The sequence below is a fragment of the Novosphingobium terrae genome, from assembly GCF_017163935.1.
In the GTDB taxonomy this organism is placed as follows: Bacteria; Pseudomonadota; Alphaproteobacteria; order Sphingomonadales; family Sphingomonadaceae; genus Novosphingobium; species Novosphingobium terrae.
The window spans coordinates 529,171-554,916 of the sequence record NZ_JABVZR010000001.1 but is presented as its reverse complement, the minus strand read 5'-3'; the positions used below and the strand labels follow the sequence as shown (position 1 = coordinate 554,916).

27 protein-coding genes and 3 tRNA genes are annotated in these 25,746 nt (G+C 64.4%); 15 read left to right on the top strand and 15 right to left on the bottom strand.

The features are described 5' to 3' along the window. Positions 1-135: 135 nt before the first annotated feature. The 9 genes from tolQ to hisB form a co-directional block, all read right to left on the bottom strand. Positions 136-846 (bottom strand): protein TolQ, encoded by a 711-nt coding sequence (gene tolQ, locus HGK27_RS02605; RefSeq protein WP_206238508.1) that lies wholly within the window; start codon positions 844-846, stop codon positions 136-138. 12 nt (positions 847-858) lie between these two features. After that, positions 859-1,368, bottom strand: coding sequence for a YbgC/FadM family acyl-CoA thioesterase (locus tag HGK27_RS02600; protein WP_206238506.1), 510 nt, complete (start codon positions 1,366-1,368; stop codon positions 859-861). 103 nt (positions 1,369-1,471) lie between these two features. Continuing rightward, a complete protein-coding gene (locus HGK27_RS02595; RefSeq protein ID WP_206238503.1) occupies positions 1,472-1,846 on the bottom strand; it encodes a histidine triad nucleotide-binding protein in 375 nt (124 codons plus the stop codon). An 11-nt stretch (positions 1,847-1,857) separates the two neighbouring features. Further along, entirely contained in the window at positions 1,858-2,193 is a 336-nt protein-coding gene (locus HGK27_RS02590; protein ID WP_206238501.1) for a phosphoribosyl-ATP diphosphatase, read from the bottom strand. Positions 2,194-2,225: 32 nt separating this feature from the next. Beyond that, entirely contained in the window at positions 2,226-2,987 is a 762-nt protein-coding gene (gene hisF / locus HGK27_RS02585; protein ID WP_206238499.1) for an imidazole glycerol phosphate synthase subunit HisF, read from the bottom strand. 226 nt (positions 2,988-3,213) lie between these two features. Next, on the bottom strand, positions 3,214-3,945 hold the full coding sequence (gene hisA, locus HGK27_RS02580) for a 1-(5-phosphoribosyl)-5-[(5-phosphoribosylamino)methylideneamino]imidazole-4-carboxamide isomerase (RefSeq protein ID WP_206238497.1): 732 nt from the start codon (positions 3,943-3,945) through the stop codon (positions 3,214-3,216). A 231-nt stretch (positions 3,946-4,176) separates the two neighbouring features. After that, positions 4,177-4,788, bottom strand: coding sequence for an imidazole glycerol phosphate synthase subunit HisH (hisH, locus tag HGK27_RS02575; RefSeq protein WP_206238495.1), 612 nt, complete (start codon positions 4,786-4,788; stop codon positions 4,177-4,179). Position 4,789: 1 nt separating this feature from the next. Further along, positions 4,790-5,086 carry a YciI family protein gene (locus tag HGK27_RS02570; RefSeq protein ID WP_206238493.1) on the bottom strand — a complete coding sequence of 99 codons (297 nt, stop codon included), beginning with the start codon at positions 5,084-5,086 and terminating at the stop codon, positions 4,790-4,792. A 3-nt stretch (positions 5,087-5,089) separates the two neighbouring features. After that, positions 5,090-5,698: an imidazoleglycerol-phosphate dehydratase HisB gene (gene hisB, locus HGK27_RS02565; RefSeq protein ID WP_068087915.1), complete on the bottom strand. Its 609-nt coding sequence runs from the start codon at positions 5,696-5,698 to the stop codon at positions 5,090-5,092. 188 nt (positions 5,699-5,886) lie between these two features. Between hisB and HGK27_RS02560 the strand changes: the two genes are divergently transcribed. From HGK27_RS02560 to HGK27_RS02525, 8 genes are all read left to right on the top strand, one after another. Further along, positions 5,887-6,381 carry an SspB family protein gene (locus HGK27_RS02560; RefSeq protein WP_068087912.1) on the top strand — a complete coding sequence of 165 codons (495 nt, stop codon included), beginning with the start codon at positions 5,887-5,889 and terminating at the stop codon, positions 6,379-6,381. A gap of 13 nt (positions 6,382-6,394) precedes the next feature. Continuing rightward, positions 6,395-6,787: a hypothetical protein gene (locus HGK27_RS02555; RefSeq protein ID WP_206238491.1), complete on the top strand. Its 393-nt coding sequence runs from the start codon at positions 6,395-6,397 to the stop codon at positions 6,785-6,787. Positions 6,788-6,841: 54 nt separating this feature from the next. Then, positions 6,842-7,507 carry a guanylate kinase gene (gene gmk, locus HGK27_RS02550; protein ID WP_068087908.1) on the top strand — a complete coding sequence of 222 codons (666 nt, stop codon included), beginning with the start codon at positions 6,842-6,844 and terminating at the stop codon, positions 7,505-7,507. A gap of 304 nt (positions 7,508-7,811) precedes the next feature. Continuing rightward, positions 7,812-8,501 carry a queuosine precursor transporter gene (locus tag HGK27_RS02545; protein WP_206238489.1) on the top strand — a complete coding sequence of 230 codons (690 nt, stop codon included), beginning with the start codon at positions 7,812-7,814 and terminating at the stop codon, positions 8,499-8,501. A gap of 48 nt (positions 8,502-8,549) precedes the next feature. After that, positions 8,550-9,479, top strand: coding sequence for an acetylglutamate kinase (argB, locus tag HGK27_RS02540; RefSeq protein ID WP_206238487.1), 930 nt, complete (start codon positions 8,550-8,552; stop codon positions 9,477-9,479). A 373-nt stretch (positions 9,480-9,852) separates the two neighbouring features. Beyond that, positions 9,853-10,143 (top strand): YggT family protein, encoded by a 291-nt coding sequence (locus tag HGK27_RS02535; RefSeq protein WP_206238485.1) that lies wholly within the window; start codon positions 9,853-9,855, stop codon positions 10,141-10,143. After that, positions 10,140-10,982, top strand: coding sequence for a hypothetical protein (locus HGK27_RS02530; protein ID WP_206238483.1), 843 nt, complete (start codon positions 10,140-10,142; stop codon positions 10,980-10,982). The genes HGK27_RS02535 and HGK27_RS02530 overlap by 4 nt, the downstream gene beginning before the upstream one ends. A 7-nt stretch (positions 10,983-10,989) precedes the next feature. Continuing rightward, positions 10,990-11,619 (top strand): MarC family protein, encoded by a 630-nt coding sequence (locus HGK27_RS02525; RefSeq protein WP_206238481.1) that lies wholly within the window; start codon positions 10,990-10,992, stop codon positions 11,617-11,619. A 301-nt stretch (positions 11,620-11,920) separates the two neighbouring features. Here the strand turns inward: HGK27_RS02525 and HGK27_RS02520 are convergent, their stop codons facing one another. Together HGK27_RS02520 and HGK27_RS02515 are read right to left on the bottom strand one after the other, a co-directional pair. Continuing rightward, entirely contained in the window at positions 11,921-12,541 is a 621-nt protein-coding gene (locus HGK27_RS02520; RefSeq protein WP_206238479.1) for an LON peptidase substrate-binding domain-containing protein, read from the bottom strand. Positions 12,542-12,554: 13 nt separating this feature from the next. Beyond that, positions 12,555-13,454, bottom strand: coding sequence for a tetratricopeptide repeat protein (locus HGK27_RS02515; RefSeq protein ID WP_241127319.1), 900 nt, complete (start codon positions 13,452-13,454; stop codon positions 12,555-12,557). A gap of 273 nt (positions 13,455-13,727) precedes the next feature. On the opposite strand from HGK27_RS02515, the gene HGK27_RS02510 reads away from it, so the two are divergent. The 6 genes from HGK27_RS02510 (at position 13,728) to HGK27_RS02485 (ending at position 19,229) form a co-directional block, all read left to right on the top strand. Beyond that, a tRNA-Gly gene (locus tag HGK27_RS02510) sits at positions 13,728-13,802 on the top strand. Between the two features lie 38 nt (positions 13,803-13,840). After that, positions 13,841-13,915, top strand: a tRNA-Gly gene (locus HGK27_RS02505). A 776-nt stretch (positions 13,916-14,691) separates the two neighbouring features. After that, positions 14,692-16,293, top strand: a complete 1,602-nt coding sequence (locus tag HGK27_RS02500) for a DUF4153 domain-containing protein (RefSeq protein WP_206238476.1) — start codon at positions 14,692-14,694, stop codon at positions 16,291-16,293. Further along, entirely contained in the window at positions 16,290-17,012 is a 723-nt protein-coding gene (locus tag HGK27_RS02495) for a response regulator transcription factor (RefSeq protein ID WP_241126803.1), read from the top strand. Before HGK27_RS02500 ends, HGK27_RS02495 begins: the two co-directional genes overlap by 4 nt. Further along, positions 17,009-18,580: a sensor histidine kinase gene (locus tag HGK27_RS02490; protein WP_206238474.1), complete on the top strand. Its 1,572-nt coding sequence runs from the start codon at positions 17,009-17,011 to the stop codon at positions 18,578-18,580. The genes HGK27_RS02495 and HGK27_RS02490 overlap by 4 nt, the downstream gene beginning before the upstream one ends. Before the next feature lie 472 nt (positions 18,581-19,052). Beyond that, positions 19,053-19,229 (top strand): hypothetical protein, encoded by a 177-nt coding sequence (locus tag HGK27_RS02485; RefSeq protein ID WP_241126801.1) that lies wholly within the window; start codon positions 19,053-19,055, stop codon positions 19,227-19,229. Between the two features lie 4 nt (positions 19,230-19,233). Here HGK27_RS02485 and HGK27_RS02480 read toward each other — a convergent pair whose 3' ends face one another. The 4 genes from HGK27_RS02480 to HGK27_RS02465 form a co-directional block, all read right to left on the bottom strand. After that, the gene (locus HGK27_RS02480) at positions 19,234-20,733 is read right to left on the bottom strand and encodes a GGDEF domain-containing protein (protein ID WP_206238470.1); all 1,500 of its coding nucleotides are present in this window, start codon (positions 20,731-20,733) and stop codon (positions 19,234-19,236) included. 412 nt (positions 20,734-21,145) lie between these two features. After that, positions 21,146-21,221, bottom strand: a tRNA-Thr gene (locus HGK27_RS02475). A gap of 198 nt (positions 21,222-21,419) precedes the next feature. After that, complete coding sequence (locus tag HGK27_RS02470) at positions 21,420-22,487, bottom strand: ribonucleotide-diphosphate reductase subunit beta (RefSeq protein ID WP_206238468.1); 1,068 nt, start codon at positions 22,485-22,487, stop codon at positions 21,420-21,422. A gap of 179 nt (positions 22,488-22,666) precedes the next feature. After that, on the bottom strand, positions 22,667-24,625 hold the full coding sequence (locus HGK27_RS02465; protein ID WP_206242732.1) for a ribonucleoside-diphosphate reductase subunit alpha: 1,959 nt from the start codon (positions 24,623-24,625) through the stop codon (positions 22,667-22,669). A 705-nt stretch (positions 24,626-25,330) separates the two neighbouring features. Here HGK27_RS02465 and HGK27_RS02460 point away from each other — a divergent pair. Further along, positions 25,331-25,564: a GlsB/YeaQ/YmgE family stress response membrane protein gene (locus HGK27_RS02460; RefSeq protein ID WP_206238465.1), complete on the top strand. Its 234-nt coding sequence runs from the start codon at positions 25,331-25,333 to the stop codon at positions 25,562-25,564. The last annotated feature ends 182 nt before the right edge of the window (positions 25,565-25,746 follow it).

The following is a 25,746-nucleotide window of genomic DNA, read 5'->3' as shown; positions in this document are numbered from 1 at the left end:
CCCGCAGGGAATAATTGCCTCCGGCGGTGGGACGTTGGCGCAACGATGCGGCGCCACTGCCCATGCGTCGGGAGACGTTATGGGAGTTTGAGGGGGTAACCCCCTCAAGCCTTCCCTCGTTCTGAATTGCCTGAATCACAGCTGATCCAGCTCCCGGCTCAGGCTCCCGTGGAACCGATCCGCAAAACGCTGCAACCGCGACTCAAACCCGTTCACGCGATGCGAAAACCGGTTGTAAGCGATCACCGCCGGAATGGCCGCGAACAGGCCGACAGCCGTGGCGAACAGCGCCTCCGAAATGCCCGGAGCCACCACCGCCAACGAGGAGTTCTGCTGCTGGCCGATCTGGAAGAAGCTGTTCATGATGCCCCACACCGTGCCGAACAGACCGACGAAGGGGGCCACCGAACCTACGGTGGCGAGGAAGTTCAGGCGGTCGGCCAGTTCCTCGGTCTCGGCGGCGACGACACTGTCCATCGCGCTGGCGAGGCGGCCGCGCGCGGCCTCGCGGTCCACCTTGCCGGTGACCGAGCGGCGCCATTCGGACAAGGCCGCGGCCACCACCTTGGCGGCGGGCAGATCGGCCTTCTGGCCCTGGGCGCCCTTCTGGAAGGCTTCCAGATCGCGGGCTTTCCAGAACTCGGCCTCGTAGGCCTCGGTCTTGCGGCGGATGGCCACGATGCGCATCGAGAAGGTGATGATGATCGTCCAGACCCACAGGCTGGCCAGCGCCAGCGCGCCCAGCACGCCCTTCACCACCGGGTCGGCGTCCATGAACAGGCGCACGGGGTCCAGATGGTCGGGGGCGCCATCAAGACCGGCGGCGCCCATCACGAGCAACGTCATCACACTCATTGTTCAAGCCTCATCCTTGATGCCCGACGGCGGAACGCGCCCCGCCAGAAAATCCTCGAAAGCGGCACGCCATGCCGCCGGTTGACGCCGTGGTCGCCCGCTGGGGCTGACAAAGCCCACCCGCAATTGCGCCTTGGCCAGTAGATCACCATTTCTGAACGCTGACTGACACATTCGACAGGAAGCGGCGCCAAGGTCCTCGACGCGGGTCTCGATCAGCACATCGTCGTCGAGCCGCGCGGGGCTGGCGTAGCGGATGGCGATCTCGGTCACGGCATAGGCGCCCTCGCCCGCCTCCACCGCCGCGCGCTGGTCGATGCCGAGCAGGCGCAGCAGGTCGGAACGGGCGCGTTCGAACCAGCGCAGATAGTTGGCGTGATAGACCACGCCCGACAGGTCCGTATCCTCGTAATAGGCGCGCACGGCGAAATAATGCACGGCGCCCGTCATCAGCCCGCTGGAGGGCTGAGGCAGGGGATGCGGGAAGACAGGGGGGGCTGCCTGAAGCGTCATTGTTCAGGCTCTAGCCCGGTGCGGGGCGGCAGGGCAAGGCCGAGCCGCCTTCTCGGTTCATTTACCTTAATTTTGCCGAGATTTTTAGCGTTTGAGGGCCGTTTCAGGCCAGCATCGGCCCCAGAGGCGCTCCGCCGAAGAGATGCACATGCAGATGCGGCACTTCCTGACCGCCATCCGGGCCGATGTTGGCCAGCAGGCGATAGCCCGGCTCCACCAGATCGAACTGGCGGGCCACCGTGCCCACCGCGCGGATGAAACCGGCGATCAGGGCGTCGGGAGCGTTGGCAGAGAAATCGTCCCAGCTGACGTAAGGGCCCTTGGGGACCACCAGCACATGGACCGGCGCCTTGGGGGCGATATCGTGGAAGGCCAGCGCGAAGTCGTCCTCATAGACTTTCTTGCAGGGGATTTCCCCGCGCAGGATTTTCGCGAAGATGTTGGCCTCGTCATAGGGCAGCCTTGCGTCGATGGGCATGCTTGGGCTCCTTATTGGGTGCGGGCAGCTTTTTCGGCCAGACCGCCGATGCCCTCGCGCTGGTCGAGCACGGCGCAGACATCGGCCAGACTTAACCCACGCGCCTGAAGCAGCACGATCAGGTGGAAGATCAGATCGGCGGCCTCTCCGGTCAGCGCCTCATCGTCTTCCGCGAGCGCGGCGATGACGGTTTCCACGCCCTCCTCGCCCAGCTTCTGCGCGATCTTCTTCAAGCCCTTGGCGTTGAGCTTCGCGACATAGCTGGTGTCAGGATCGGCGCTGCGGCGCGCGGCGATGGTCGCCTCAAGGCGTTCCAGCGTGGCGATCGGTGAAGGCTTCTGTTCCATGGGTTCAGCGATGCTTTGATGGCGCGCTCAGGTCAAGCCCGCGCGGGCAGACCAGCGGCGCGAAGGGCCTCATGGGCCTCGGCAATGGTGTGCTTGCCGAAGTGGAAGATGCTGGCCGCCAGCACCGCGCTGGCATGGCCCTGAGTAACGCCGGCCACCAGATGATCCAGATTGCCCACGCCGCCGCTGGCCACCACCGGCACATTGACCGCATCGGCAATCGCGCGGGTCAGCGCCAGATCATAGCCGTTCTGCGTGCCGTCGCCATCCATGCTGGTGACGAGCAACTCGCCCGCTCCCAGATTGGCCAGCTTCACCGCATGCTCCAGAGCATCGATGCCGGTAGCCTTGCGCCCGCCATGGGTGAAGATTTCCCAGCGAGCGGGCTCCACCTGACGCGCATCCACGCTGGCCACGATGCACTGGCTGCCGAACTTTTCCGCGATATCGCTGACCACCTCGGGCCGCGACACAGCCGCCGAGTTCACCGCCACCTTGTCCGCCCCCGCCAGCAGCAGAGCGCGCGCATCCTCGGCGCTGCGCACGCCGCCGCCGACCGTCAGCGGCATAAAGCACACCTCCGCCGTGCGGCGCACCACGTCGAGCAGCGTCCCGCGCCCCTCATGGCTGGCGCTGATGTCGAGGAAGCACAGTTCGTCCGCACCCGCCGCGTCATAGGCACGGGCTTGCTCCACCGGATCGCCCGCATCGATAAGGTCGACGAAGTTCACGCCCTTCACCACGCGGCCATCGCGGACATCAAGGCAGGGAATGACACGGATGCGAACGGACATGCGGTTTTCCAAAGTTAGAAGGGATCAAGCAGGGGGTGTTACCCCCCCTGCACCCCCATGACGTCTTCCGGCGAGAGGGCGGTGGCACCCGATCCTCTCGCTTAAACTCCTCGCCGCGCAGCGGCCTTAAAGCCTGCGGCGCCGCGACCTTGCGCAAGGCCGAACCAGTAGCGCAACGCAGACATTAATGGGAGCGCGAGGGGGTAACCCCCTCGCATCTATCCCTTTAACCTTCCTTGGCCGCCATCGCGATAGCCGCCGCCAGATCCAGCCGACCCTCGAACAGCGCACGCCCGGTGATCACGCCCTCGATCCCCTCATGCGCGTGCAGCGAGAGCATGCGGATATCGTCCAGCCCCTTCACACCGCCGCTGGCGATCACGGGAATGTCCACGCGACGCGCCAGATCGACGGTCGCCTCGATGTTGGCGCCCTTCAGCAGGCCGTCGCGGCCGATGTCGGTGAACAGCAGGCTGGCGACGCCCGCGTCCTCGAAGCGGCGGGCGAGGTCCACCACCGAAACGTCGGAGACTTCCGCCCAGCCCTCGGTGGCCACGAAGCCATCGCGGGCGTCCACCGCCACCACGATGCCGCCGGGGAACTCCTTGGCCATATCCTTGACGAACTGCGGGTCCTTCAGCGCGGCGGTGCCCATCACCACGCGGCTGACGCCCAGATCGAACCAGCCCGCGACAGCTTCGCGCGTGCGGATGCCGCCGCCGAGTTGCACATGGCCCTCGAAGCTCTGCAGGATGCCTTCCACAGCCTCGCGGTTCTCGGCGCGGCCCGCGAAGGAGCCGTCGAGGTCCACCACATGGAGGAACTGGCTTCCGGCGTTGGCGAAAATCTGCGCCTGAGCGGCGGGGTTGTCACCATAGACGGTGGCGCGGGCCATATCGCCTTCTGCCAGGCGGACGACCTGGCCGGCTTTCAGGTCGATGGCGGGGAAAACGATCATTGGTTTATGGCCCTATGCAGAAAAGAATTATCGAAGGGGCGTTACGCCCCTTCACCCCATTACGTCTCCCGACGCGAGGCCGGGTAAACCGCCACCTCTCGCCAGAAACTCCCTGCCGCGCAGCGGCCTTAGAGCCTGCGGCGCCGCGACCTTAACATAAGGCCGAACCATTAGCGCAACGCAGACATTAACGGGAGCGCGAGGGGGTAACCCCCTCGCATCCATCCCTTCTTACCCCTGCCACTCCAAAAATCGCGACAGTACATCCAGTCCGAATTTCTGGCTCTTTTCCGGATGGAACTGAGCGCCCACAATGTTGTCGCGACCGACAGCGGCCACCACGGGCACGCCATGCACGGTGCGGGCCAGCACATGGGCCTCATCCTCGGGCACGAAATGGTAGGAGTGCAGGAAATAGCCCTCGCCGCCCACAACCAGAGGCGCGCCCGGCATGGCGATCACATCGTTCCAGCCCATATGGGGGATCTTGATCGACGTATCGGCGGGTTCAAGCAACCGCACCTCGCCGGGAATCCAGCCCAGACCCTGCGTGATGCCATGCTCGACGCCGCGCGTGGCCAGCAGCTGCATGCCGACGCAAATGCCGAGGAACGGCACCTTGTCGGTCAGCACGCGGGTTTCCATCGCCTCGACCAGACCGTCGATGGCGTTCAGCCCTTCCGCGCAGGCCTTGAAGGACCCCACACCCGGCAGCACCACGCGGTCGGCTTTGGCCACCACATCCGGGTCGGCGGTGATGGCAACGTCGCTCGCGCCCGCCGCCTTCAGCGCATTGGCCACCGAGTGGAGATTACCGGCACCATAATCGATGAGTGCCAGCATCTTACATCGCGCCCATAGCCAGCTTGACGAACTCGGGGTCGATATGGCCGGGGGCGAATTCGATCACCTCGACCTTGGCCGCACCCTCGACGATGAACGGGTCCTGCGCGGCCAGCGCCTCGGCGAAAGCCTTGTCCGGGCCGACCATCCAGATCATCCCGCCCTCACGCGGCACCTTGCGGCCCCAGGCGACGATGTGACCGGCGGCGTGGTTGGCCTTGATCCATGCGACATGCGCGTCGAGCAGACTGTCGATCACCTCGATGGGCTTGATATAGGTCAGATTGCAGATGAACATGACTTACGCCTCCAGTGATCCGTCGCCGAGAAGGCCCTTGGTGCTGGGCACCGCGCCGCCCTTGCGGGGGTCCAGCTCGACCGCCTGACGCAGCGCGCGGGCGAGGCCCTTGAACAGGCCCTCGATGATATGGTGGTTGTTCTGGCCATAGAGCAGCTCGCAATGCAGCGTGATGCCCGCGGCCTGAGCGAAAGAGTGGAACCAGTGCTCGAACAGCTCGGTGTCCATCTCGCCAAGGCGCGTCTGGGTGAAGGCGGCCTTCCACACCAGCCAGGGGCGGCCGGAAATATCCAGCGCCACGCGGGCCAGCGCCTCGTCCATGGGCGAATAGACCTGACCATAACGCGCGATGCCTGCCTTGTCGGCCAGCGCCTTGCTCACAGCCTGACCGATGGCGATGGCGCAATCCTCGGTGGTGTGGTGCTGGTCCACATGCAGGTCGCCCTTGATCTTCACCGTCATGTCGATCAGCGAATGGCGCGAGAGCTGCTCGACCATATGATCGAGGAAACCAATCCCGGTCGAGACATCGAACTGCCCCGTACCGTCGAGGTTAATCTCGACGAAAATGTCGGTTTCATGGGTCTTGCGGGCGATGGTGGCTGTGCGCATGGCGCCCCCTATACGCGCGAGCGCCGCAATGTCCAGAAAGTCCGCAGGGGCAAAAACGGAGATTTGGATCGGAACACACAAGACTTCTGCGCGTTTCCAATTGCCGCGTCATCGCAAGAGGCGTAATCTGTCCGCTGGACGTCAAGACCCCCCTTGACCCGATCCGCCCCACAGGCCAACGAAAGCGCATGACCGACCATACCCCCGACAGCCTGATCCCCTATGACGAGATCGTGCAGGAGGCGCTGCGTGCCGTTGTTGGCCGCGTGCTGGGCCAGGTGGCCGACAGCGGCGGCTATCTGCCGGGCAGCCATCATTTCTACATCACCTTCAAGACGGGCGCACCCGGGGTGGACATTCCCCAGCATCTGCATGCCCGCTTCCCCGATGAGATGACCATCGTGCTCCAGAACAAGTTCTGGGACCTGACGGTGGCGCATGATCATTTCTCGGTGGGCCTCAGCTTCAACCAGATCCCCTCCAAGCTGACGATCCCCTTCGCGGCGATCACGGCTTTCGTCGATCCGGCGGTGGATTTCGGCCTGCAATTCCAGGCCAGCGTGCCCGATCTCGACCCCGAGCCGCATGATGAGGCGGAGAATGATTCGCCCGATGGCGCCCCCGTCGCCACCAGCGAGGATGGATCAAACGTCGTCACCGTGGATTTCGGTCGCAAGAAGTAAGGATCTTGCACCGATGCCCAAGCTGCCCTCTTTCTCGAAACTGCCGCTTTCCGTGCTCCCCACGGCAGCGGCAGCGCTGACCGGAAACCCCATCGCCACCCGCGCCGCCGACCAACTGCGCAAAGGCCATCGCCGCATCGCGGGCGAGGCGATCGAGGCCGTGCTGCTGGAAACGCAGATCGGCAAGAAGGGCGGCCTCTCCCTGCCGCGCAAGCTGGTGGGCGCCGCGCTGACGCGCATCGCCACCCGCTCTGTACCCGGGGCCATCGTGGTGGGCGGCGCCCTGCTGGCCAAGCACCTCTACGACAAGAAGAAAGAGCATGAGGCCGAAGCGGCGGCCAAAATGCGCGAGGCAGAGTTCGACAATGCCCTCCTCTCGCCCCTGCCGGTGAAAAAAGCGGATTGATCGCCCGGGCTTTTGCCCTCTTGATCCGCGCGCGCGGCTTTGCCATCAGCGTGCATGGCCGAAACACACCCCCACACCGGCGACCGCCTGCACCGGCGCGGTCTGATGTTCATCCTCTCCAGCCCCTCGGGCGCGGGCAAGACCAGCATCGCGCGCGCCATCCTTGAGAGCGACGACGAGATCAGCCCCTCGATCTCCGCCACCACCCGCGCGCCCCGCCCCGGCGAGGTGGACGGCAAGGATTACTACTTCGTCTCGCAGCCCGAATTCGACCGCATGGCGGAAGAGAACGAGTTCTACGAATGGGCCCACGTCTTCGGCAAAAGCTACGGTACGCCCAAGGCCGCCATCCGCGAGGCGCTGAAGCAGGGCCGCGATTTCCTGTTCGACATCGACTGGCAGGGCACCCAGCAGCTGTCGCAAAAGGCGGGCACCGACGTGGTGCGCGTTTTCATCCTGCCGCCCAGTCTTGACGAGCTGCAGCGCCGTCTGGTGGGACGCGGGACGGACAGCGAGAAGGTCATCGCCAGCCGCATGGCGCGGGCTCGGGCAGAGATTTCGCACTGGGATTCCTACGACTACGTGGTGGTGAACGAGGATTTCGACGCCTGTTTGCAGGAAGTCCGCCAGATCCTGTGCGCCGAGCGCCTGAAGCGTGTGCGCCAGACCGGGCTGATTCCGTTTGTGCGCGAGTTGTTGAAGGAAGAAGACGAAGAGTAAGGAAGATGCGAGGGGGTTACCCCCTCGCGCTCCCATAACGTCTTCCGACGCTTGAGCAGTGGCGCCGCATCGTAGCGCCCAACCTCTCCACCTGCGCAACGCAAAGCGCCGCAGGCAGCCAACATGCCAAGCTGCGCCATCAGGATCATGCCTGCGGCGCTGCGACGTTGCTCTATGGCTGAACCCTTGGCGCTGACGTAGACATTCATGGGAGCGCGAGGGTGTAACACCCTCGCATAATCCTCTTCTTCAATCCCTTTTCTCCCCCCTTCCCGCGCGCTGCATCTGTCGCTAAAGCCTGCCAATGCAGACCCAGCCGACAACCTCTTCCAACATCCCCCTGTCCCTTTTCGCCGGAGCCTTGCTCTACGGCGGCCTTTGCGTGCTTGCGGGGGTGCTTGGCACCAAGATCGCCAGCCTTGGCCACTGGCCGGTGCTGGGCGATCTGGCTGTGGAATCGGGGATTTTTGCCTTCCTGCTGCTGGTCGTGCTGGGCTCGGCCACGGCGGAGCTGCACGGCCCCCAGACCGCCAACCGCCTGGTGCGCTTCGGCTTCGTGCCGCTGATCGTCTCGATGATCCTGCTGGTGACGGTGATCAACGTCGTGCCGCCCGCGCCCTTCTGGCACGATCAGGACGCCTTTGCCCGCCTGCTGGGCCAGGGCGCGCGCATGCAGCTGGCCGGGCTGGTCTCCTATGGCACCTCGCAGACGCTGAACGTCGCCGTGTTCTCGCGGCTGGCGGCGGGCGGGCGCACCTCGCAGCTGCTGTGGCTGCGGGCGTGGATCGCCTCGATGCTCAGCCAGGTGGTCGATACGGTGATCTTCATCACCATCAGCTTCTACGGCGTGCTGGACAGCGCCACGGGCCATCCGCTGCCGCTGGGCGCGCTGATGACGGGGCAGATCATCTCGAAGCTGACGCTCTCCACGATCATGGTGCCGCCGCTGATCTATGTCTTCGTCGCACTGGGCCGCTGGCTGGACCGACGCTGAGCCCTCGCGGTCTTCCTTTCGTCACGAATTCACATTAAGGCCCCGCCCATGTCTGATGCACCCGCCACCCCGCTGTCGCTCGATACCCTGCTGGCCAAGGCCGAAACGCTGATCGAGGCGCTGCCTTACCTCAAGCGCTACGAAGGCCGCACCTTCGTGGTGAAATACGGCGGCCACGCCATGGGCGACCCGGCGCTGGCGCAGGATTTCGCCGAGGACATCGTGCTGCTGAAAGCCGTGGGCATCAACCCGGTGGTCGTCCATGGCGGCGGCCCGCAGATCGGGCGCATGCTGAAGGCGCTGGGCATCGAATCGCAGTTCGTCAACGGCTTGCGCGTGACCGACAAGGCCACCGCCGAAGTGGCCGAAATGGTGCTTTCCGGCGCGATCAATAAGGAGCTGGTCAGCTGGATCGGCAAGGCAGGCGGCAAGGCTGTCGGCATTTCCGGCAAGGACGGCGCCATGGTCACCGCACGCAAGGTCGTCGCCCAGAAGAAGGGCAAAGCCATCGAGGACCCCGAGGGCGGCGAAGCTCTGGTGGTCGACCTCGGCTTCGTGGGTGAGCCTGAAACCATCGACACCTCGGTGCTGGAAACCCTCTCGGGCGCCGGGCTGATCCCGGTGATCGCCCCCATCGCCGTGGGCGCCGATGGCGAGACCTACAACATCAACGCCGACACCATGGCCGGCAGCATCGCCGCCGCCATCGGCGCCGCGCGCCTGTTCCTGCTGACCGATGTGCCCGGCGTGCTGGACAAGGACAAGAACCTCCTCACCGACCTGACCCCCAGCGACATCCTCGCGCTGGAGCAGGACGGCACCATCAGCGGCGGCATGATCCCCAAGCTGCAGACCTGCACGCTGGCCGTGGAAGCGGGCTGCGAGGCGGCTGTCGTGCTGGATGGCCGCGTGCCGCATGCGATGCTGCTGGAGTTCTTCACCTCGCGCGGGGCGGGGACTTTGATTCGCAAGGCTTAAGGGGTTTAGGGAAAAGGTGAAATGCGAGGGTGTTACACCCTCGCGCTCCCGTTTTTTGTCGGCCTTGGCGCTTCGGGTTCGGCCTTAGGGTAACATCGCTGCGCCGCAGGCTGATATGCCCTGCGCAACCTGTCACCCATGACATTCACGGCCTGCGGCGCCTTAGCTGGCGCAGGTGGAGAGGCTGAGCGCACCGCGGCACCCGCCCCTGCCCTTTCGCCGGGAGACGTCATGGGAGCACGAGGGTGTAACACCCTCGCATTTCCTTCACTTTCTTCCCTTATCCTTCCGCCTGTCCCACTTACCTAAACCACTTCCCCTTTCCCGGGCCTTGGGCTAATCATCCGGGCCTTACCACGGCACAGGACTCTCCATGTTGCTTACCCTGCTCGATATCATCGCTTACGTTCTGGATCTGATGAGCACCTTGCTGATCGTCTATCTGGTGCTGGGCCTGCTGATCAGCTTCAACGTGGTGAATCTGCACAACCAGTTTGTCGCTGCCGTGTGGCGCGGGCTGTCGGCCCTGTTCGAGCCTGTGCTGGCCCCCATCCGCCGCGTTCTGCCCGATACGCGCCCGCTGGACCTTTCGCCCATGGCGCTGATCGTGCTGATCAACATCGCGGGCATCGTGCTGAGCCACACCTCGCGCGCCATCCAGTGAGGGGCGCATCGCTGCGGCGCATCGTTGCCGCTTGCACGATCACGGCGCTTCTGGCCACGCCACTGATCGCCAGACCCAAGCCAAAGGGCCCGCAGCAGGTTTCCGCGCTGGGCGGCTATGCGCAGGTGAGCGAGATCGTCGCCTCCGCCATCGCCTGGAACCGCCGCGCGGCGGACAAGGGCTGGGCCGAGGGCACCCATACCTATGGCGCGCCCGATGGCCAGATCCTGATCGGCACCACCGCCCAGCGCGCTCAGGGCTTTATCAAGAGCAAGGGCGCTCAGCCGCCTGTCAGCTTCGCCCCTGCCGCGCATCGCCGCACGCATCACGTCTGGATGAGCTGCGACGGCTCCATCGCCGCCGAGGAAGGCCTGTTCGAGAGTGGCGCCACCCATGGCTGGTATCTCACCCTGTGGCAGCGCCAGCCCAAGAAGGGCGATTACAAATGGGTGCTGGACCAGAGCGCCCCGGACGCCGCCACACCCGATTTCGACTTTATCGAAGGCAAGGTCGCCGATTGCGTGCCCCGCGCACGCGGTCAGGCCCCCGCGCCGGAAGTGACCGTCGGGCCGAACCTCACGCCGGATGGCAGCAGCACGGGCCCAGTCGAGGTCAAACCCATCGAGCCCGGCACCCGCCCCGCCCGCATCGAGGTGAAGGGCGAGACCAACCATATGGCCGACTATCTGATCGGCCTTGCCAAGGACCGCACGCTCAGCTGGGCGACCAAATTCGATCCCGACGGCACGCGGCACCTGACGATCCACCTGCTGCTCGACGGCAAGCGCACCGAAGTGCTCAACCGCACCGTTGCGCCCGGAGCCGCAAACGGGCAGTAACGCCCGCATGCTCGATCTGTTTATCTCCACCTTCGCCACGCTTTTCGTGGTGATCGACCCCGTGGGCTGCGCGCCCATCTTCGCGGGCCTTACCGCCGGCTACTCACCGGCCCACGCCCGCGCCACGGCCCTGCGCGCCAGCGTGATCGCCACGGTGATCCTGCTGGTCTTCGCCCTGTTCGGCAAGGCGCTGCTGGCGGCGCTCCACATCGAACTCAACGCCTTCCGTATCGCGGGCGGCATGATGCTGTTCCTCATCGCGCTGGAAATGGTCTTCGAAAAGCGCACCCAGCGCCGCGAAGAACGCGTCGAGAAGGTCAAGCACACGCCCGAACCGCATGAGGACGTCTCCGTCTTCCCCATGGCCATGCCGATGCTGGCGGGGCCGGGCTCCATCGCCACGGTGATGCTGATGATGGGCCACGCCACGGACCGCGCCAGCTCGCTGGTGGTGCTGGCGGCGCTGGGCAGCGTGCTGGTGCTGTCCTTGCTGGCCCTGCTGGCGGCGCATCCCTTGATGAACCTGCTGGGGAGCCGGGTGGAAGCCGTGGTGACGCGGGTGCTGGGCGTGCTGCTGGGTGCTTTGGCGGTGCAGTATGTGATTGATGGGGTGCGTGGGGCGATTTTAGGGGGTTAAGAAGGGAAGATAGATGCGAGGGTGTTACACCCTCGCGCTCCCTTTAATGTCTACGTGGGCGCCAAAGGTTCAGCCTTGCGCCCAGCTTGCCGCGCCGCAGGCAGTATGGCTTGCAAGGCGCTCTCATTCTGAAATTGGTTGCCTGCGGCGCCTTGGCTTGCGCAGGTGGAGAGGTTGGGCGCAACAATTCGGCGCCCCTGCCCTGGCGTCGGAAGACGTTATGGGAGCGCGAGGGCCCGGAGCCTTTCTCTTGAGAAAGGCGACCAACAAAGACTCCCCCCTCGCATCTTTCCTTTATTCCCTACTGCAAAGTCGCCCGTTGGTCGTCCCCATCGCGGCGCCCGTAGAACTGCATCAGCTGCACCAACAAGGCACACCGCTCCGGCACATCTGAAGCCTCCAGCAGCGCCTGCTTCGACGCCGCATCGAAAGGCGCGATCTGCGCGACGCCATTGATCAGCGATGTATCGTCCAGCCGCGAGACCTGCTCCCAATCCACACGATAGCCGTGGGTACGAGCGAAATCGCGGGCTTCCCGTTCAAACAACGCGCGTTCCACCGGAGCAAGCGCGCGACATTCCTCCTCCTCGATCAGCTCAGCCTCGATCTGGCGGAAGGGGGTTTTCACCTCCAGTTCGTGCAGCAGGCGGAAGCGCGAGACGCCTTCGAGAACGATGTTGAAGCGACCGCCCTCAAGCGTCTCCACATCGCCGATATGGCCCACGCAGCCCATCTCGAACAGAGGCGGATGGGTCCGCGATGGGGGAGCATCCTCGCGCGGCTGGATCATGCCGATGCGGCGATCGCGGGCGAGGCAATCGCTGACCAGCGCGCAATAGCGCGGCTCGAAGATGTGGAGCGGCAGGGTGAGGCCGGGGTAAAGGATCGCCCCGGCCAGAGGAAAGATGGAAAGCCTCGCCATCGCCCCTGCCGGATCAGCCGAACAGCACGGTCGACAGGCGGCGGCGCGTGGCCGAAACCCAGGGGTCTTCCAGACCGATCGCCTCGAAGATCTGGAGCAGCTTGGCGCGGGCGGCGCCATCGTTCCAGCCGCGGTCGGCGGTGATCATGTCCAGCAACGTGTCGGCGGCGGCATCGCGCTGTCCGGCGGCGAAGGCGCCATTGGCATAGGCGAGCCCGGCGTCCATATCCTGAGGCGCGGCTTCATGGGCGGCGCGCAGGGCGGCCAGTTCACCATCCTCGGGCTTGTCCTTGGCCAGCGTCAGGGCGGCGCGGGCGCGTTCGATGGCGGGGTCCTTATCGGCGCCTTCGGGCAATTGTTCGAGAACGCCCTCGGCTTCCTCGATCTGGCCCATGGCGATCAGCGAGCGGATCAGGCCCGCATGCGCCGGAGCGCTTTCGGGGGCCACTTCCAGAATCTGGATGAAAATCGAACCGGCGCGCTCGGCATCGCCCTCGTCCAGCGCCTCTTCGCCCAGCGCCAGCAGCGGAGCGATGTCGGGGGCGGCCTCACCGCCGGGCTGGATCGGCAATTGCGCCAGCAGCTTGTCGAGCAGCGCCTTCACCTGCGATTCGGTGCGGGCCTGCGTGAGGTCGGCCACGGGCTGGCCCTGGAACATGGCATAGACAGTTGGGATCGACTGGATGCGGAACTGGTCGGCGATGAAGCGTTCCTCGTCCACATTGACCTTGGCCAGAATCACGCCCTTGTCGGCATATTCGGCGGCAACCTTTTCCAGAACGGGCGTCAGCTGCTTGCAGGGGCCGCACCATTCGGCCCAGAAATCCAGAATGACCAGATTGGTCATCGACGGTTCGACAATGGCGTTGCGGAAGCGCTCGACCGCCTTGGTTTCCTCAATATTCAGGCCCAGACTTGCCACATGCTGCTCCATATTCCTGCCGGGCGGGGCATTTTTGCCCCCGCGCCCTTTGTGTTGCGCCCTTATGCCGGGCTTTGGGCAAAGATGGGAAGTGAATAAAGACGTGCAAGAGGGCATGAGGTGCGCAGGCGAGATGTGCACAGGCTTTCCACAGGCGCGAACATTTTCCTGTAATTTTTCTCTTGCCGAGTCAGACCATGCCGGTTAGAGGGCCGCCTCACCCCGCGACGGTGTCTTAAAAAACACAGTCGCTGAAACGTTCGAGCGGGCGTAGCTCAGGGGTAGAGCACAACCTTGCCAAGGTTGGGGTCGAGGGTTCGAATCCCTTCGCCCGCTCCAGTTTCACCCGATGGTGCATCTGCATCATCAAAGCCCGAGCGGGCGTAGCTCAGGGGTAGAGCACAACCTTGCCAAGGTTGGGGTCGAGGGTTCGAATCCCTTCGCCCGCTCCAGTTTTCTCAGACATTTGTGGTTGCAGGATAGGTCGCTTTAAGCGGCCCGCGAACCCTCTGAGTCTTTGGGTGCGCTGCGCCGCAAGCGGCTCCGCTGGGTGGTTCGAATCCCTTCGCCCGCTCCAGTTTTCTCAGACATTTGTGGTTGCAGGATAGGTCGCTTTAAGCGGCCCGCGAACCCTCTGAGTCTTTGGGTGCGCTGCGCCGCAAGCGGCTCCGCTGGGTGGTTCGAATCCCTTCGCCCGCTCCAGTTTTCTCAGACATGTGTGGTTGCAGGATGGGTCGCTTCAAGCGGCCCGCGAACCCTCTGAGTCTTTGGGTGCGCTGCGCCGCAAGCGGCTCCGCTGGGTGGTTCGAATCCCTTCGCCCGCTCCAGTTTTCTCAGACATGTGTGGTTGCAGGATGGGTCGCTTCAAGCGGCCCGCGAACCCTCTGAGTCTTTGGATGCGCTGCGCCGCAAGCGGCTCCGCTGGATGGTTCGAATCCCTTCGCCCGCTCCAGTCTTTCCTAGACATCGATGTTTGCAGGATGGGTCGCTTCAAGCGGCCCGCGAACCCTCTGAGTCTTGAGATGCGCTGCGCCGCTAGCGGCTCCGCCGAATGGTTCGAAGCCCTTCGCCCCGCCCCTGCTTTTCCAGACATTGATATTTGCAGGATGAGTCGCTTCAGGCGGCCTGCATATTTTCTGCACAGCTCCTGCTGCACATCCATACATGCCCGGCCATCGGCTGCGCATGGCTGAAAGGCACCTATCGCCTCTGTCCGATGGAGGTGGCGATGATGATGCGAAAGATACGGTCCCGCGGCGATTTTCAGATGAAGCTCTGCGCCGGTGTCGCCCTGATTGTGGCGGGCGACAGCATGATCTGGCGTCTGGATCAGGATCGCGCCGGTTGGGGCGCGCTGCTGCTGATGCTGCTGCCACCGGCCCTGGCCCTGCGCCCGGCCCTGCGCCATGACCGGCGAGCCCTGATCTGCTTTGCCCTGGCGGCGCTGATGGCGCTGGCGACCCTGTTCGACCCCGGCCTGCTGAGCTGGACTCTGTTCTGGATTTTCGCGGGCATGGGCACGCTGATGCCCAGCGTCGCGCGTTTTGGCGATGCCTGGCAATGGAGCCAGCGCCTGATGCTGCATGGTCTGCGCTCCTGTGCGGCACCATGGCTGGACGGGTTCAGAGTCACACGTCTGCGCCGCCGGAAAAAGGTGATCGGGCTGCGCGCCGTCTTGCCGCAGCTGGCTCTGCCTTTGTTCGGCAGCGTGATCATCCTCGGCCTGTTCACCGCCGCCAACCCCGTGCTGGAGCAGGCGTTCAACAGGCTGTTCTCGATCTCCCTCTTCGATTTTCCCGTCGAGCGGATGATGGTCTGGCCGCTCTTCTTCACCATGGCCTGGAGCTTGCTGCGCCCGCGCGGCTGGCGGCATCTGTTGGGCACCTTCGATGGCCGGGGCGATCTGGCCCTGCCCGGCGTTTCGGTGGCTTCGGTCCGCCTCTCGCTGATCGCCTTCAATGCACTGTTCGCCTTGCAGAATCTGATGGATCTGGCCTGGCTGTGGGGCCTGCTGCCGCTGCCCTCTGGCATGACGCTGGCCTCTTACGCCCATCGCGGCGCCTATCCGCTGATCGTCACCGCTTTGCTGGCCGCGGGCTTTGTGCTGGTGGCCCTGCGCCCCGGCTCGCAAACGGCGAGCATGCCGCTGATCCGCCGCATGGTGGTGCTGTGGATCGCCCAGAATGTGCTGCTGGTGGGCAATGCCGCGCTGCGCACGCTCGACTATATCGCCGCCTTTTCGCTCACCTCGTGGCGGATCGCGGCGCTGCTGTGGATGGGGCTGGTCAGCTTCGGGCTGGTGCTGGTGTGCTGGCGGATGCTGCGCAACAAAACTTCGGCCTGGCTGATCAACGCCAATGCTGCGGCGGCGCTGGCGCTGATGTCGGCCTGCTGCTTTGTCGATCTGGGGACAGTCTCGGCGCGCTACAACATCGCCCACGCCCGCGAGCTGGGCGGTGACGGCGCGCCGCTCGATATCTGCTATCTCCAGCAATTGGGGCCATCGGCGCTGGTGCCGCTGGCGGAGCTGGAAGCCCGCCCCGCGCCCGAAGCGATCCATCTGTGGGCCCGGCTGCTGCGCCAGAATGCGCAATTCACCCTGAGCAACGATCAGAGCGGCGGCCACTGGACCCTGCTGGGCGCGCTGCGACTGGCCGATGTGCGCACCCGGCTGAGGATGGCAGCACTCTCCCCGCGCTGGACAGACGCGCCCATCTGCCAGACCCGCAGCGTCTACGCCCTGCGCATCGCATTGAAGCTGGAACAGGCCCCGCAACCTCAGACCCAGCCCCAGCCCGCCCCCACCTTGACGACGCAGGCCCGGCCATGACAGATCGCCCCATGACCACGCCCGCCCGCAAGGTGCTTCTCGTCGATGACGATCCGCATATCCGCCAGCTGCTGGCTTTTGCCTTCGGCAAGGCGGGCATGGCCACCATCGAGGCAGGCGACGGCGAGGAAGCGCTGGCCCGGATCACGGAGGAAACCCCAGACCTGCTGGTGCTGGACATCAACATGCCCCGCATGGACGGTCTGGAGGTCTGCCGCCGTCTGCGCGGAATGGATAGCGCGGTGCCGATCCTCTTCCTCTCCAGCCGCGACGACGAAATCGACCGGGTGCTGGGCATCGAGCTGGGCGCGGACGACTATGTGGTCAAACCCTTCTCCCCGCGCGAGGTGGTGGCCCGCGCCGGGGCGATCCTGAGGCGCAGCGCTCCCCAGCCCATAACGCCCCCCGAGCCCATGCCCAGCCATGGCGGGCTCAGGCTGGACACCGCCAGCTGGCAGGCTTTCTGGCAGGGGCAGGAGGTGGCGCTGACCGTCACCGAATTCTCCCTGCTGGCCGCGCTGTTTGCCGCGCCTCAGCGCATCTTCTCGCGCGAGGCGCTGATCGACCGGCTGCACGGCCCCGGCTTTGCCGTCACCGACCGCACCATCGACAGCCATATCCGCAATCTGCGCCGCAAATTCGCCGAATGCGGCGCCAGCGATGTGATCGAGACGCGCGCGGGCATCGGCTATCGACTGGGCGCCTGCGGGCGCGGATGAGCTGGCTGCGCCTTTGGCTGGGGCGGATCTGGCCGGTGATGCGGCTGCGCACCATCATGTTCGGCCTGCTGCTGCTGGTGGCGGCGCTGCCCGGCGTGGCGGCGATCATGCTGCGGGTTTACGAGAACGCGCTGGTGCGCCGCACCGAGGCCGAGCTGATCGCGCAAGGATCGGCGCTGGCCGCCAGCGCGGCCCTGAACTGGCCGGAGAAGACAGCCCCAACCGCCGAAGCCGCCGAGCCGCGCGATGCCGATGATTATACGATCTCGACCAGTATCGATCTGCGCGCCAGCGCGATCCTGCCGGAACGCCCCGCAGCGCTGCCGTCCAGCACTGCCGCCGATCCCGAGGCATCGCGCATGGCCGCGCAGATGGCCCCGGCCATCGCTGAAACGCGCCATGTCACGCTGGCCTCGATCCTGCTGCTGGACCGGCAGGGCATCGTGCTCAACGGCAGGGATACCGGACGCAGTCTGAGCACCCTGCCCGAAGTGCGCGCCGCTCTGGCCGGGCATGCCACCACCGTGCTTCGCCACAATGGCGCCTATACCCATCCCTGGCCGCTCGAATGGGTCAGCCGGGCCACCGACATCCGCCTGCATCACGCCCGCCCGATCATGGCGGGCGGACAGGTGGTGGGCGTGCTGCTGGTCTCGCGCTCGCCGCGCGCGCTGTTTCGCGGCATGTATGAGGATCGCGGCAAGATCGCGGCGGGATCGGCGGCGATCTTCCTGTTTCTGCTGGCCATGACCGCGCTGCTGGGCCGCACCATCGTCCGCCCGATCGAGGCGCTGAGCCGCGCCACCCGCGCCCTGACCGAAGGGCGGCCCGCAGATCCCCCGCGCCCCACTTTGCGCATCACCGAAATCGACGGTCTGATCCGCGACTTCGCCAGCATGGCCGAGGCCATCGAGACCCGCTCGCACTATTTGCGCGATTTCGCCGCCGCGCTGGCCCATGAATTCAAGACGCCGCTGACCGGCCTGTCGGGCGGGATCGAGCTGCTGCAGGACCATGGCGCCAGCATGTCCGCCGATGAGCAGGCGCGCTTTCTGGCCAATATGGCAAGCGATGCCCAGCGGCTGAACCGGCTGATCTCGCGCCTGATGGATCTGGCCAAGGCCGATATGCGCCGCCCGGCGGACCGCGCGCGCTGCGATCTGGCAGAAGTTCTGGCGAGGCTGGCCGATGGCCTGTCCGGCGAAGGCTTTGCCGTGACCTATGCCATTGCCGATGGTTCCAGCGAGGCTCCGATCGATGCGCCCGCGCTGGAAACCGTTTTGACCACGCTGATCGACAATGCCCGGGCCGCCGGCGCAAGGCAGGTCGTGATCGAGGCCGGGCAGGATGCCGCAGGCTCTGTGATCGTCGTGACCGACAATGGCAACGGCATCCCCGAGGGCGATCGTGCGCGCATTTTCGAGCCCTTCTTCACCAGCAAGCGGGCACAGGGCGGAACCGGACTCGGCCTGCCCATCGCCCGCGCCCTGATCGAGGGGCACAGAGGGACGCTGAAGCTGGATAGGGTTGATAAGGGCACGCGCTTCCTCATCAGCTTGCCGTCCTGATTGCCGGGCCATCACTTTGAACAGAAGGGTCGGCTGCCGGGCTCATTCCCGCCAGCATCCTTTGCACAAGGGCGCGGCCCCCGGCAAAGTCACGGTTTCGGCCCGAAGCCGACACGACAAAGCGTGTCGACCAGCGCCGGGAGGGCTTTTGCTGGCCGACACGCCCCCGCCCGGATCGGTGGCCCTGAGCGAGGACGATCCGGCTAGCGGGACGATCCTGCCGGAGAGCTGAAGCAAGGGCACAGCCTGGGTTTACCTATGTTTCCTCAGGTTAAGGCCGCCGGTCCTGTTTGCCGGATGGATCTTGCGCTGCCTGCAGCCTGTGGCCGCAAATCCTGCCGCGGAAGGCATATGCGGGCCATCCCGAGCATTAGGGTGTAGACCCGGACGGCAGGGCCTATTAGTCACCGCCTTGCGGCCCGGGCATCAGCACGCCAGGGCCAATGCAACGGAAATGGAGCCAGCAGGCCAAGTGGACAAGTTCGTCGCCGTTATTGCCATGATCGGCTCGCTGATTCTGGTGACCAACAATTCGCGGTTTCGCAACCTGTCGGGCGGAAAGGCCATCCGGCTGGCGCTGATCTGGGCCGCGATCATCGTCGCTCTGGTGCTGCTGGTGCAGGCCAGCGGGTGGCAGGCCCAGTCCTGAAGCCCTAGGCCGCCACGGCGGGCAGGATCTCCGGCGTGGCCATGATGCGGACCGCATTGCGCCCGTCCCGCTTGGCCTCGTAAAGCGCGGCATCGGCGCGGGCGAGCAAGGTCTCGCCGCCCTCCTCATTCGGCCTGTCGGTCCAGCTGACGCCAATGCTGATGCTCACGCGCCCCAACGGCGCGGGCGACGGCAAGGCCAGATCAAACACCCTGCCCCGCATGATCTCGGCCAGTTGCATCGCCTGCTGGGCGTCGGTGGCAGGCAGGATCGCCACGAACTCCTCGCCGCCATAGCGGGCCACCAGATCGCTGGCACGCCTTGCACAGCCCGCCAGAGCCTGCGCCACATCGCGCAGCCGGGCATCGCCCTCCTGATGGCCCAGACCATCGTTCAGCTGCTTGAAATGGTCGATATCGATCATCAGCACCGCCAGCGTGCCGCCATGGCGACAGGCGCGCGCCCATTCGTCACGCAGCCGGTCATCGAAGCTGCGACGGTTGGGCAGACCGGTCAGCCCATCGATCTGCGAGAGGCGTTCAAGCCGGTCGCGCTCCTCCAGATTGGCCAGATGGACCAGAATGTTGCGCAAACCATAGACCAGCGTGGCCATGGCAAAGCCGATCATCGTCCACACCGGATGCGTGTGCATCAGCCCCGCCGAAACCGCCAGCACCGTGGCGGGCAGCATCAGCGGACTGGCGGCCTGCACCAGCCTCTCACGCCGCAGCGGCACGTCGGCAGGGCGATCCTGAGGCCCGCGCGGGTGCGAGGCCATCAGCACCAGCGCCAGAAAGGGCAGATCGATCAGCAGATCGACCGGATCGCTGAAATCGCTGTTTTCCTGCATATGGTTGATATAGGCCGCCATCAGCAGGTAGAAAAAAGCGAAAGTGGTCAGCGTGGCGAAGAAGTCGCGCTCACGCGGATCACGGCAGGCGCTGAAGCGGGCCAGCGCGAAAAACGCGATAAAGCTGTTCTCGATGTCGAACATGCGCACCAGATTGCCCGAGTCATCGGCGCTCGCCCCGGCCATGGTCGAGAAGACCGAGGTATGCGCGAAGAACAGCAGGCCCAGCAGCAATGCCAGCAGGCCATCGACAAGCCGCACCGGCCAGCGCTCACCCATGGGGCTGGCGGTGGCGAAGATCACCGGCACGCCATAGAGGATGAACAGCAGCATGGAGAGCGTCGTTTCGCCCGACTCATTGCCAAGCGCGAGATAGACCAGCCCATTGGCCGACATCCCCCCCGCCCACAGCAGCAGCGCCACCGCCAGCAGGGACCAGCCCTGAACACCGCTGGCGCGGGCGCGCTGCCGGCAGGTCCAGGCGGCGATCAGCACCGCGAGCGTGAGGAATGTCAGCGAGAGACCATAGGCATGCCTGGGCCATGCATGCGGCACCAGCCCATGGCATAGCAGAAACAGCCCGGCCCCGATCCAGCGCCCGCGCGACGGCGCCGATGCTTTGTCCTCGCGACCGAAAGCAAGCTTTGACAACATGACCTATCCCGACGGGCGATGATCCCGGGGGCCAGAATGATCCTATCGGGTTAGGAAAGGGTTTTCGCCTGCATCGGGGCAGTGATGGCTTCCGCAGAGGCTGGAAGGGAAAACCCGCCCCATCGCCGGATTGGCGGCAGGGCAGGCTTTTGGCACGTCTTACGGCAGGTGAAGCGCCTGCCTCAGGAAAGCATCCGAACGCGCCAGCATGGTGGTGCGCGCCTCTCTTGATGCTGTGAACAAGTGATCAAGGCAAGCATCGGAGCTTAACACGGCGATGATGCATGAGGGTCAAGCCCAGCTATGCCGGATACATGACATAGGAAAAGCCGGACATGTCAGACCACACAGATGTGGGGAAATGCCCCCAAGCGATCCGCCGAGGTTTCCAGGAAAAGAGATGCTAGGAAAGTGGTGCCGCTTAGGTGACTCGAACACCTGGCCCCATCATTACGAATGATGTGCTCTACCAACTGAGCTAAAGCGGCACTCTGGCTGGAAGGCGCCTTTAACCGGGGCTTCTCTCAAGCGCAAGAGGAAAGCCAAGGATTTTTTCCTGATCTTTCCATCGCCCCCCACAGATCGGGCAATCCTCACAGCCACCGTTCCCGACAGCACCCTTCAACCCATAGAAAAGGGGCGGCAGCCTCTCGGCCCCGCCCCTTCCCTAACCTGCAAAGGCAGCCTTATTCCGCCGCGATGCCCGCCTTGGCGAACATATCCTCGGTGGTGTCCTCAAGGAACTCCTCACCGTTGGCGGCATTCTCGCTGCCGCGTGCCTTGCGGCGGGCGTCGAAGCTGCTCCACACGGTGTTCCAGTCGCCCTTGGTGGCGCCCTTGGAGTATTCCGTCGCGCGCTGTTCGAAGAAGTTGGCGTGCTCCACGCCGTTCAGCAGCGGCTGCAGCCAGGGCAGCGGGTGATCCTCGATCATATAGATCGCGGGCAGACCCAGCTGGCTCAGGCGCCAGTCGGCGATGAAGCGGATGTAGCGCTTGATGTCCTTGGCGGTCATACCGGGCACCGGGCCCAGCTCGAAGGCCAGATCGATGAAGTTGTCTTCCAGACGCACCGTCTTCTGGCAGCAATCGATGATGTCTTCCTTCACCGCCTTGGTCAGGCAGCCGCGCTCCTTCACGAAAGTGTGGAACAGCTTGATGATGCCCTCACAGTGCAGCGATTCATCGCGCACCGACCAGCTCACGATCTGCCCCATGCCCTTCATCTTGTTGAAGCGCGGGAAGTTCATCAGCATGGCGAAGCTGGCAAACAGCTGCACACCCTCGGTGAAGCCGCCGAACATCGCCAGCGTGCGGGCGATATCCTCGTCACTGTCCACGCCGAAGCTGTGCATGTAGTCATGCTTGTCCTTCAGCTCGGCATATTCGAGGAAGGCGCCATATTCGGATTCCGGCATGCCGATCGTGTCGAGCAGGTGCGAATAGGCCGCGATATGGATGGTTTCCATGTTGCTGAACGAGGTCAGCATCATCTTCACCTCGGTGGGCTTGAAGACGCGGGCATACTTCTCGTGATAGCAGTCCTGCACTTCCACGTCGGCCTGCGTGAAGAAGCGGAAGATCTGCGTCAGCAGGTTGCGCTCATGCTCGGAGATCTTCTGCGCCCAGTCGCGGCAGTCCTCGCCCAGCGGCACCTCTTCGGGCAGCCAGTGGACCTGCTGCTGGCGCTTCCACATGTCGAAGGCCCAGGGATATTCGAAGGGCTTGTAGGTCTTGCGGGCTTCGAGAAGGGACATGGCGTGAGTCCTGAAAATGAAAAAGTTAGAAGGGTTTTTCGCAGGGGGGTTACCCCCCTGCACCCCATATTGTCTTCCGGCGGGACGTTGGCGCTAAGGGCAGCCTCATGCCCGCCTTCAGTGTCGGGAGACGTTCCGGGAGCGCGAGGGGGTAACCCCCTCGCATTCTCTTCCTTGCCTTACTGACAGGCGAGACATTCCTCGTAATCCGTCTCACCCTGGGCTTCCAGCTCGATGCGCGGCGCGGCGGAAGTGTTGTCCGCCTCCACACCGCCCGCGAAACCGGCGCGCTGGATCGACTTGGAACGCAGATAATAGAGCGACTTGATGCCCTTCTCCCACGCCTGATAGTGCAGCATCATCAGATCCCACTTGTCGACATCCGAAGGGATGTAGAGGTTCAGCGACTGGGCCTGATCGATGAAGGGCGTGCGGTCAGCGGCGAATTCCAGCAGCCAGCGCTGATCGATCTCGAAGCTGGTCTTGTAGACGGCCTTTTCGTCCGCCGTCAGGAAGTCCAGCTGCTGCACCGAACCGCCATGCTCCAGGATCGAGTTCCACACATTGGTGGAATCCTTGCTCTTGGAAGCCAGCAGCTTCTGCAGATAGGGGTTCTTCACCACAAAGCTGCCCGAAAGCGTCTTGTGGGTGTAGATGTTGGCCGGGATCGGCTCGATGCAGGCGCTGGTGCCGCCGCAGATGATGCTGATCGAGGCGGTGGGCGCGATGGCCATCTTGCAGCTGAAGCGCTGCATCACGCCCATATCGGCGGCGTCAGGGCATGCGCCGCGTTCTTGCGCCAGCAGGATGCTCGCCTCGTCGGCCTTGGCCGAGACATGCTTGAACATCTTGAGGTTCCAGGCCTTGGCCATGGCGCTCTCAAAGGCGATGCCCTTCTTCTGCAGGAAGGAGTGATACCCCATCACGCCCATGCCGACCGAACGCTCACGCGCGGCGGAATATTTGGCGCGGGCCATCTCATCGGGCGCACGATCGATGTAGTCCTGCAGGACATTATCGAGGAAGCGCATCACGTCCTCGATGAAGACCTTGTCGCCGTTCCACTCGTCCCAGGTTTCCAGGTTCAGCGAGGAGAGGCAGCACACGGCGGTGCGATCGTTCCCCAGATGGTCGCGACCGGTGGGCAGGGTAATCTCGCTGCACAGGTTCGAGGTGTAGACCTTCAGACCCAGATCGCGGTGATGCTTGGGCATCATGCGGTTCACGGTGTCGGAGAAGACCAGATAGGGCTCGCCAGTGGCCAGACGGACCTCGACCAGCTTCTGGAACAGGCTGCGGGCATTGACCTTGCCACGCACGCTGCCGTCCTTGGGCGACTTCAGGTCGAAATCGGCGCCATCGCGCACGGCCTGCATGAAGTCGTCGGTCAGCAGCACGCCGTGGTGCAGGTTGAGCGCCTTGCGGTTGAAATCGCCCGAGGTCTTGCGGATTTCGAGGAACTCCTCGATCTCCGGGTGCGACACGTCAAGATAGCAGGCCGCCGAACCGCGACGCAGCGAACCCTGCGAAATCGCCAGAGTCAGCGAATCCATCACACGCACGAAGGGGATGATGCCGCTGGTCTTGCCGTTCAGGCCCACGGTCTCGCCGATGCCGCGCACCTTGCCCCAATAGGTGCCGATGCCGCCGCCGCGCGAGGCGAGCCAGACGTTCTCGTTCCAGGTGTTGACGATGCCCTCAAGGCTGTCCTCGACGGTGTTGAGGTAGCAGCTGATCGGCAGGCCGCGCCCCGTGCCGCCGTTCGACAGAACGGGCGTGGCGGGCATGAACCACAGGCGGCTGATGTAGTCATACAGACGCTGGGCGTGGTCCTGATCGTCGGCATAGGCATCGGCGACGCGGGCGAAGAGATCCTGATAGGTCTCGCCGGGCAGCAGATAGCGGTCGTCCAGCGTTTCCTTGCCGAAATCGGTCAGCAGCGCATCGCGCTGCGCATCGGTGCGGATCGTGAAGCGGCGCGGATGCACCATCTTGGAATCGTTCTTGTCAAACGCCGGAGCGGCCTTGGGCGCGGCAGCAGCGGCAGTCGCCGCACCGGCCAGCATGCCCGCCAGCAGCGTGGAATCCAGCGAATTGTCCACCAGTTCAGCCGTAGCGAAATCAACCTTGTCGTTCATGGGCAGTGCCGGGCGTGCGCCCGCCTCCTTTTTCTTGTTGCCGGCCTTGGTACCGGTGGGGGCGGGCGCGTCGGCCAGCCGTTCGTCGGCAGCCGCAGCTGCCTCTTGATCCTGTCCGCCGAACGTCACTCTACAATCGCCCCTTCGAATCCACGCAGCCAGCGGTGTCCCGCTTCAAAAAATCCTGAGCCGGCTCCTCTATGAGCCGGGCTATGACTGAAAGCCCCCGCCTTCACCCCGTTCCGTCCGCCATGCGCGCCTCAAGATAGCCACAAAAGCCGGGAAACCCGGTGGATTGCAGCCAGAATCGAGGCATCGGCGCCTTACGGTCGATTACTAGGTGTTGAGGCGCCGAAGCACATTCAGACACTAGAGCTTGTGGCGCGGTCCGATTCAGGGCGCAAGAGGGCAAAAACATACCAAGCCCTTCCCTCCCTTTCCGCACAGCTTTTTGCAGTGCCGCGACGCGCCGGAAATCTGCCACCGCGCTGTCGCGCAAGAGTCAAAATTGCGTACTAAAAATTTTTCTCTCCACAGCGCAGATCGAGTCGATACGAACCCCATCCGCCTGCTTTACCCGACTCAGCCGGGCAGGTTTGGTGGCTGGTGCTTCGCGCCACCACAATCTCTGGTGTCATCCCGGTCTTGCGCCTAGAATCATCCCTCATGGAATCAAACACCTGACGCCATAAGGACACGCACCCCATGCTCCGCATCATCGGCGCCCTGTTTTCCGGCTTTTTTATCGGCCTGTTGGCCCGCTGGCTCTACCCCGGCGCGGTGCATCTGGGCCTGATCGCCACGATCCTGCTGGGCATCGGCGGTTCATTGCTGGCCGAGCTGGTGGCGCGTCGTCAGGGCTCCAGCCGGCAGGTGGGCTGTCTCGCCTCGGTGTTGGGGGCGATGGCGCTGATTCTGTTGGGCAGGTTGTTGGGTTAAGAAGGAAGAGACAATGCGAGGGTGTTACACCCTCGCGCTCCCATGAATGTCCACGTCACGCCACGGGTTCGGCAGCAGAGCAAAGGTCGCAGCGCCGCAGGCTTTTATGCCATGATGGGGGCGAAACTGCCCCTGCCTGCGGCGCCTTATTGTACAGGTGGAGAGGCTGGGCACACCGATGC

Excerpts from the sequence above, each read along its gene's own strand:
- tolQ (WP_206238508.1), bottom strand. The coding sequence starts at position 846 with ATGACGTTGCTCGTGATGGGCGCCGCCGGTCTTGATGGCGCCCCCGAC.
- HGK27_RS02600 (WP_206238506.1), bottom strand. The coding sequence starts at position 1,368 with ATGACGCTTCAGGCAGCCCCCCCTGTCTTCCCGCATCCCCTGCCTCAG.
- HGK27_RS02595 (WP_206238503.1), bottom strand. The coding sequence starts at position 1,846 with ATGCCCATCGACGCAAGGCTGCCCTATGACGAGGCCAACATCTTCGCG.
- HGK27_RS02590 (WP_206238501.1), bottom strand. The coding sequence starts at position 2,193 with ATGGAACAGAAGCCTTCACCGATCGCCACGCTGGAACGCCTTGAGGCG.
- hisF (WP_206238499.1), bottom strand. The coding sequence starts at position 2,987 with ATGTCCGTTCGCATCCGTGTCATTCCCTGCCTTGATGTCCGCGATGGC.
- hisA (WP_206238497.1), bottom strand. The coding sequence starts at position 3,945 with ATGATCGTTTTCCCCGCCATCGACCTGAAAGCCGGCCAGGTCGTCCGC.
- hisH (WP_206238495.1), bottom strand. The coding sequence starts at position 4,788 with ATGCTGGCACTCATCGATTATGGTGCCGGTAATCTCCACTCGGTGGCC.
- HGK27_RS02570 (WP_206238493.1), bottom strand. The coding sequence starts at position 5,086 with ATGTTCATCTGCAATCTGACCTATATCAAGCCCATCGAGGTGATCGAC.
- hisB (WP_068087915.1), bottom strand. The coding sequence starts at position 5,698 with ATGCGCACAGCCACCATCGCCCGCAAGACCCATGAAACCGACATTTTC.
- HGK27_RS02560 (WP_068087912.1), top strand. The coding sequence starts at position 5,887 with ATGACCGACCATACCCCCGACAGCCTGATCCCCTATGACGAGATCGTG.
- HGK27_RS02555 (WP_206238491.1), top strand. The coding sequence starts at position 6,395 with ATGCCCAAGCTGCCCTCTTTCTCGAAACTGCCGCTTTCCGTGCTCCCC.
- gmk (WP_068087908.1), top strand. The coding sequence starts at position 6,842 with ATGGCCGAAACACACCCCCACACCGGCGACCGCCTGCACCGGCGCGGT.
- HGK27_RS02545 (WP_206238489.1), top strand. The coding sequence starts at position 7,812 with ATGCAGACCCAGCCGACAACCTCTTCCAACATCCCCCTGTCCCTTTTC.
- argB (WP_206238487.1), top strand. The coding sequence starts at position 8,550 with ATGTCTGATGCACCCGCCACCCCGCTGTCGCTCGATACCCTGCTGGCC.
- HGK27_RS02535 (WP_206238485.1), top strand. The coding sequence starts at position 9,853 with ATGTTGCTTACCCTGCTCGATATCATCGCTTACGTTCTGGATCTGATG.
- HGK27_RS02525 (WP_206238481.1), top strand. The coding sequence starts at position 10,990 with ATGCTCGATCTGTTTATCTCCACCTTCGCCACGCTTTTCGTGGTGATC.
- HGK27_RS02520 (WP_206238479.1), bottom strand. The coding sequence starts at position 12,541 with ATGGCGAGGCTTTCCATCTTTCCTCTGGCCGGGGCGATCCTTTACCCC.
- HGK27_RS02500 (WP_206238476.1), top strand. The coding sequence starts at position 14,692 with ATGATGATGCGAAAGATACGGTCCCGCGGCGATTTTCAGATGAAGCTC.
- HGK27_RS02495 (WP_241126803.1), top strand. The coding sequence starts at position 16,290 with ATGACAGATCGCCCCATGACCACGCCCGCCCGCAAGGTGCTTCTCGTC.
- HGK27_RS02490 (WP_206238474.1), top strand. The coding sequence starts at position 17,009 with ATGAGCTGGCTGCGCCTTTGGCTGGGGCGGATCTGGCCGGTGATGCGG.
- HGK27_RS02480 (WP_206238470.1), bottom strand. The coding sequence starts at position 20,733 with ATGTTGTCAAAGCTTGCTTTCGGTCGCGAGGACAAAGCATCGGCGCCG.
- HGK27_RS02470 (WP_206238468.1), bottom strand. The coding sequence starts at position 22,487 with ATGTCCCTTCTCGAAGCCCGCAAGACCTACAAGCCCTTCGAATATCCC.
- HGK27_RS02465 (WP_206242732.1), bottom strand. The coding sequence starts at position 24,625 with ATGAACGACAAGGTTGATTTCGCTACGGCTGAACTGGTGGACAATTCG.
- HGK27_RS02460 (WP_206238465.1), top strand. The coding sequence starts at position 25,331 with ATGCTCCGCATCATCGGCGCCCTGTTTTCCGGCTTTTTTATCGGCCTG.